Source organism: Profundibacter sp. (assembly GCF_056498605.1).
In genome coordinates, this window is record NZ_JBSMEZ010000123.1 from 1 (window position 1) to 6188 (window position 6188).

Here is a 6188-nt window from a genome sequence, read left to right on the forward strand (position 1 = left end):
CATCTTGACCACACAATTGATCGTCGCCATCTTCGCCATAGAGCGTATCATCGCCTGTGCCGCCCATAACAAGGTCATTGCCGTCGCCCGCATAAACGGTGTCATTACCTGCACCCGCACGGATCCAGTCGTCATTATCACCAGAATCGGGTAGGTAGGGGCCGTTTGGATCGGCCAGAATTGCATCATTATTATCAACCATGTCGCCATCAGGGTCACCCGTGTAGGCCACATCAATAATGTCGTCGCCAGAGGTACCATCTACATAGCCATCAGGGTCAATCACTGGGGCTGCGTCAAATTCAATATCGGAAATTTTAACAGCGCCGCTTAAATTGGCCGAGTCACCATCATCATGAATGATTTCAATGCTAACCACAGGACCGGCGATCGTAACAGTCACAGAATCCGGAGCACCGGAGCCTTCGACACCCGGGTTGTCGTTGCCGCCGCCTTCAACCGAATTGCCGTTCACCTGATGGTGCCAGATCAAGTCGGAAAAGCTAACCGGAACAATATTGCCGTCCGCATCTTTGGCGACAATGGTAATTTTATCGTCCCAGCCAGGACCGGCATCGACATCATAAATTTCAAAGCTGACATTCTCGACTGGCGCATCAAAATTGATGATCGCTTTGGTTTCACTGCAAACATTGCTGCTTGTAAGAACCCCGTTGTTCAGTGTGAAATCATCGCCATCGACGTTGGTCGGTGTCGATACAGTGACAGTAATGTCATCGCCACCAGTTGACGAAGAAAATGTTGCACTTCCGTCAGCGCCTGTATCGTCCCAGTCCAGCAGATAATCAGCCATAATATATTCCCTTAACTTAACAGCGTTCAAACCCCTTCAAGGTCTGAAATAAAACCATCCGAACACCAGCAGAATGCTCGGTCATATACTCTTCACCAAAATCGAGAGTGACATCAGGCCTAAAGACGGACGCGCACATTCGATCTCTACATGCTCATTTCCGGGAAGGTCTGACCGCCTTCTAGCGGTCTACTTGCAACAACTAAAAACAGGCAGCCTGTTCTTGTCGTTAACAACTCGTGCGTATCGCAACTGCCAATAGACAGATCGGACACACACGCCTTCCCACAAACGAATTTGTGGTTACTCATGTGCGGCCGCCCCCGTGGCCAAACAGACATCACCCCCCAGTTGGGCTATGCCTTCTTAAGCCTATGGCGGGTGAGAAAAAAGCAGAAAGTGGCGCAATCATGCCGAAAAATCGGCAAACTACCTTTCTTTACGCTGCGATGAGGGTGAGTTATTCAATTTTAACGATAGTTCTTTTTCGCAATGTTCTCAATTTATGAACAATCAGTTGATTACGCGAATGTGTGATAATAACTGGTAATTGGAACACTCGGATGAATTTCCTATCTAAAAGGGTATGTTATGTCTGATTTTGTTTAATATTTGTTAACCATAACTGTTTCCAATCAGGCACCAATCAAATGCTGGGGGAATGCTCCAAATTGGAAATGTGTCGTTCTTGTTTTTTACAAAACATTGTTAACATAACAGCGCTAATTTTAGCAAAATTCGGACAATAGACATCAATTATGGACGATTAACCATTCATAAAGACCGAATCATTGGCGTAGAGGAAGCCCCAGACCTTACGCATGGTCAACTTTGTAGCCTCAACTCTCCTGCACGTCCTCAAGCACGGTGCCCCACGCATCCGCAGCATTGACCCATATCGCCTGCCCTGCCTGCAATTGCAGTGCCTCACATTCGGCTACAGTGCGGTAAATGGCAATGCGCCACCCCGCCCCCTCCAGAACCAGCCGATATGTGTCCGGTTGCTCCTCTGATATCGACGCAATAGTTGCAGGCAAGCTGATCAATGCCGTGTTGGCCCCCGGATCCTGTTTGCACAGAACCACACCCGCCTCGTTAATCCTGATATCACAGCGTGCGCCCACACCACCACAAACCGGAATGCGGCTTGGCTGCTCACCGACGAACAGAACCAACTGTCCATCGTCCATTTCCTGCACAACCCCCGACACCGTAGTTTCGCACCGCACCGGTCCGGTCAGCTGCCCGTCCACAAATCGCATGATATGATCTGCCAGCATCGAGGTCTCGCGCCGCTCGTGGCTGACATAAATCGCAGGGCACCCCGTCGCCCGCACCGCCCGCGCGATATAAGGCAGGATTTCATCCTTGCGGGCCTGATCCAGTCCTGACATCGGCTCGTCCAGCAGCAACAATTGCGGGTCCATCGCCAAAGCACGGCCAATGGCCACCCGCTGGGTCTCGCCACCGGACAACGCACCAATGCGCCGCGCCAGCAGGCCGGACAGGTCCAGCGCCTTGATCACCCGTTCCAGCACCGCAGGTGCGGCCCCTGCCCGTTTGTGCCCATAGGCAAGGTTCTGCGCCACATCCAGATGCCGAAACAGCCGTGTGTCCTGAAACACATAGCCAATCCGGCGATCCTGTGGCGGCACCAACCCCGCCGCCGACAACCAGTTGGTCGCCCCGAACCGAATAACGCCCTCGGCGCGAGTTTCCAGCCCGGCAATGGCCCGCAGTAAAGTGGTTTTGCCACTGCCGCTGGCGCCTTCCAGCGCCGTGATCCCTGCCAGCGGAATATCCGCCTTGGCGCTTAACGCATACCCATCAAGCCTGAGGGCGATGTCCAGATGCAACGTATCGCTCATTGCCCGCCCCGCCGTTTGCTGCGGTCCTTGCTGTTCATCACATAGACGAACACAAGCACCAGAAATGAAAACACCAACAGTCCCGCCGACAAGCGGTGCGCGGTGGTGTAATCCAGCGTTTCAACCGCGTTGAACACCTCGATCGAAATCAGCCGTGTTTTGCCCGGAATGTTACCGCCCACCATCAACACCACGCCAAATTCGCCCAACGTATGGGCAAAGCTAAGAACCATCGCCGTCAGGAACCCGCGTCGTGACAGCGGCACCACGATACTGCGAAACGCATCCCAAGGGTCCGCGCCCAGTGTCGTTGCAGCCTCCAGCACGCCCTTGCCGACTGACTGGAACGCGGTTTGCAACGGCTGCACGGCAAAGGGCAGTGAATAGATTACCGACGCGATCAGCAGACCGGTAAATGAAAACGCCAACGTGTCGCCGGTCAGGCGCAACCACGCCGCCCCTAATGCCATATCTGGGCTCATCAGCACCAGCAGGTAAAACCCCAGAACGGTTGGTGGCAGCACCAGCGGTAGGGCCACCAATGCCTCGATCAGCGGGCGGATACGGGTGCGGGTGCGGGTCAGCCACCACGCCAGCGGCGTTGCGATCAACAGCAGGATCAGCATGGTCAGGCTGGCCAGTTGCACCGACAGCCAAATGGCGGGCCAAACGTTCATTCCGGTGCCCCGTAGCCGGATGTCAGCAGGATTTTCATCACCGCATCGCTGGACAGGTGGTCATAAAACGCCCGTGCCGCCGCGTTGCCATCCGCATAGGCCAGCAATCCTGCCTCTTGCACAATCGGAGCGTAATAGCTGGCCGGGATGTTCAGCCAGTCTCCACCCATCGCCACCGCTTGCGACAGGGCCACAAACCCGATCTGGGCGTTACCGGTTTTGACAAACCCAAAGGTCTGGCCGATGTTCGCCCCCACCACCGCTTTTTCACCGACCGTTTCCGCCAGTTCCAGCCGCGCCAGAACCTCGTCAGCGGCGCGGCCATAGGGGGCCAATGCGGGGTCGGCCATAGCGAAATGACGGATGTCCGCGCGGATCAGACTGGTTTTTACATCTTTGCCTAATATACCCGTGCCCCGCGCATATAGAACCAGCGCCCCAAAGGCATAGGGTTTGTGGGTGCCGTCCAGCAGTTTGTCTGCCTTGGCCAGCAACAGAACCCGTTCCTGATCGGCCGACAGGAATACATCATAAGGCGCGCCTTTGGTGATCTGGGCGTATAGCGTGCCGGTAGAGCCGTTAACGATGCGCACCGTATGGCCGGATTGCGCCTCGAACCCATCGGCGATTTTTTGCACCGCCGTCAGAAAATTCGAGGCCACGGCCACCGTCACCTCACCCGCAAAACCAGCACCCGACAGGCCAAGCCATAACAAGGCAATGCGCATTGCTTTCAAAATATGGATTGAATTCACCATAGCGATTAAAAACCCGTTATTTGAGGGTTTTGCAAGTCACTAGCGGGGATTGGAGAAACTGTCGCAGGGCGAAATTCCAGCCGCCCTGCGCATTTGTTGATCTTTATCAATGCGCGCTGAAATCACTCCGGCAGCAACATACCGCGGATCATGAAATACAACAGCGCGGCCAGAAAGCCGGCCAACGGCACAGTGATCACCCAGGCCGCCGCGATTTTCAGCAGCATCGAGCGTTTGACCAGTTCCTTGTGATACACCTTGCGCAGCTGTTTGCGTTCCTTTTTGAACAAGAGCGGTTCTTTTCTCTTTTTCAAATCTGCAAGCATGGTGCCCTTTTCGGTCACGTCCGCGGCGTCAAAGGCTTCAAGAAAAGCATCGATAACTTCGGGACCGTCATTCACGTGGTGCTCACGTATCTCATCCAGCAGACGGGCGTGGTTGGCCTCGAGGTATTCGCGCAAGAAACCGACACCGAAAATACCACCCACCGCGATGTGGGTGGAAGAGACCGGCAGGCCCAGTTGTGACGCTATGATCACCGTAATCGCCGCTGCCATCGCCACACAATAGGCGCGCATTTTGTCCAGTTCGGTGATTTCGCTGCCAACGGTTCTAATCAACTTAGGACCATATAGTGCCAGCCCCAGCGCGATTCCGACCGCGCCGACCATCATCACCCAGATCGGGATTTCCGCCTTGGCCGCAACGCCGCCATGCAGGATCGCATCATTAATCGCCGCTAGTGGGCCAACCGCGTTGGCCACGTCATTGGCCCCGTGCGCGAAACTCAGTAATGCTGCCGCGAAAATCAACGGCACTGTGAACAAGGCATTCACACTATCGCGGGTGTTCTCAAGCGTCTTTGCTTTGCGATTGACCAGCGGTTTAACCAAAAAGAAAATCACCACGGCAATCCCCAGACCGATCAGGCCAGCTGAAATAATATCAAATTTCCACAGCTTCTTTAGGCCTTTCATGATCAGATAAGTTGCAAACGCCCATGACATAATGGCGATGTAATAGGGCACCATGCGTTTTGAGGCGGCGATTTTGTCCTTGCGGTACACAATGGTGCGCTTGATCAAATAAAGGAAACTGGCCGCAATGACGCCACCCAGAACCGGTGATATCACCCAGCTGGCGGCGATCTTGGCAACCGTAGTCCAGTTGGCGATCTCCCACCCTGCAGCCGCAATGCCAGCCCCCAGAACCCCGCCAACAATCGAATGCGTGGTCGAGACCGGTGCGCCAACAGCGGTTGCAACATTCAGCCAGATCGCCGCAGCCAGCAGGGCCGCCATCATCACCCAGACGAACGTGGTGCTATCGGCAATCAGCGCCGGATCAATGATCCCCTTCTTAATCGTGCTGACCACATCGCCACCGGCAATTAACGCGCCACCGGCCTCGAAAATAGCGGCAATCAGGATTGCGCCAGTCAGGGTCAGGGCTTGTGATCCAACCGCAGGCCCAACATTATTGGCCACGTCATTGGCACCAATATTCATCGCCATATAGCCGCCAATCATCGCGGCAACGACCAGTAGATAACTGTCGGCAACGGATTCAAGCCTTGCTGAAACAATCAACATAATCACAACAATGAACAACATAGCCGTTCCAAGGCGGAACAATTCGCCCCGACCTATATTCGTCGCCTGTTCAAGCGCCCTGATGCTATTTAGTTCCATAAATTCAATCCCCCCATTCTGGATGAAGGTTCTTGCTCCGCCAGCTTGCTTTATCCACCTCAAAATCAGACGGATTTTCCAATATCCACACCATCCGGCAAACCACCAGATCGTTACAGGTTTTCTTGATTGATCTTCAACATCATTGCGGTGTTTTTGTCTATGTTTCACATCAATCGATTTTACATTTCTGTTACATTCCGATTTCAATTGCCCTAGTGTTCTTTTGCGCACGGGATTACCCATGAAAATGGGCAAATGATATTAGGGCCTGTTGACGTTTGCCGCAAATGAATGACGGTTGCGACGATTGAAATCATGGCCTTAAAACTATCGTCAGTTTTACATGCACGTAATGCTATCCTTTTGAATTCCTTTAT

5 protein-coding genes are annotated in these 6188 nt (G+C 53.7%); all 5 read right to left on the reverse strand.

Translation table 11 applies throughout. From position 1 onward, the window contains the following. On the reverse strand, positions 1–814 hold an 814-nt coding region (locus ACWB12_RS12520; protein ID WP_479530423.1), incomplete at its 3' end, for a calcium-binding protein. Between the two features lie 839 nt (positions 815–1653). After that, entirely contained in the window at positions 1654–2682 is a 1029-nt protein-coding gene (locus ACWB12_RS12525) for an ATP-binding cassette domain-containing protein (protein WP_479530424.1), read from the reverse strand. Continuing rightward, positions 2679–3359 carry a molybdate ABC transporter permease subunit gene (gene modB / locus ACWB12_RS12530; RefSeq protein ID WP_479530425.1) on the reverse strand — a complete coding sequence of 227 codons (681 nt, stop codon included), beginning with the start codon at positions 3357–3359 and terminating at the stop codon, positions 2679–2681. The genes ACWB12_RS12525 and modB overlap by 4 nt, the downstream gene beginning before the upstream one ends. Further along, positions 3356–4117, reverse strand: a complete 762-nt coding sequence (gene modA, locus ACWB12_RS12535; RefSeq protein ID WP_479530426.1) for a molybdate ABC transporter substrate-binding protein — start codon at positions 4115–4117, stop codon at positions 3356–3358. Before modA ends, modB begins: the two co-directional genes overlap by 4 nt. Positions 4118–4239: 122 nt before the next feature. Beyond that, positions 4240–5808 carry an inorganic phosphate transporter gene (locus tag ACWB12_RS12540; RefSeq protein WP_479530427.1) on the reverse strand — a complete coding sequence of 523 codons (1569 nt, stop codon included), beginning with the start codon at positions 5806–5808 and terminating at the stop codon, positions 4240–4242. Positions 5809–6188: the final 380 nt, after the last annotated feature.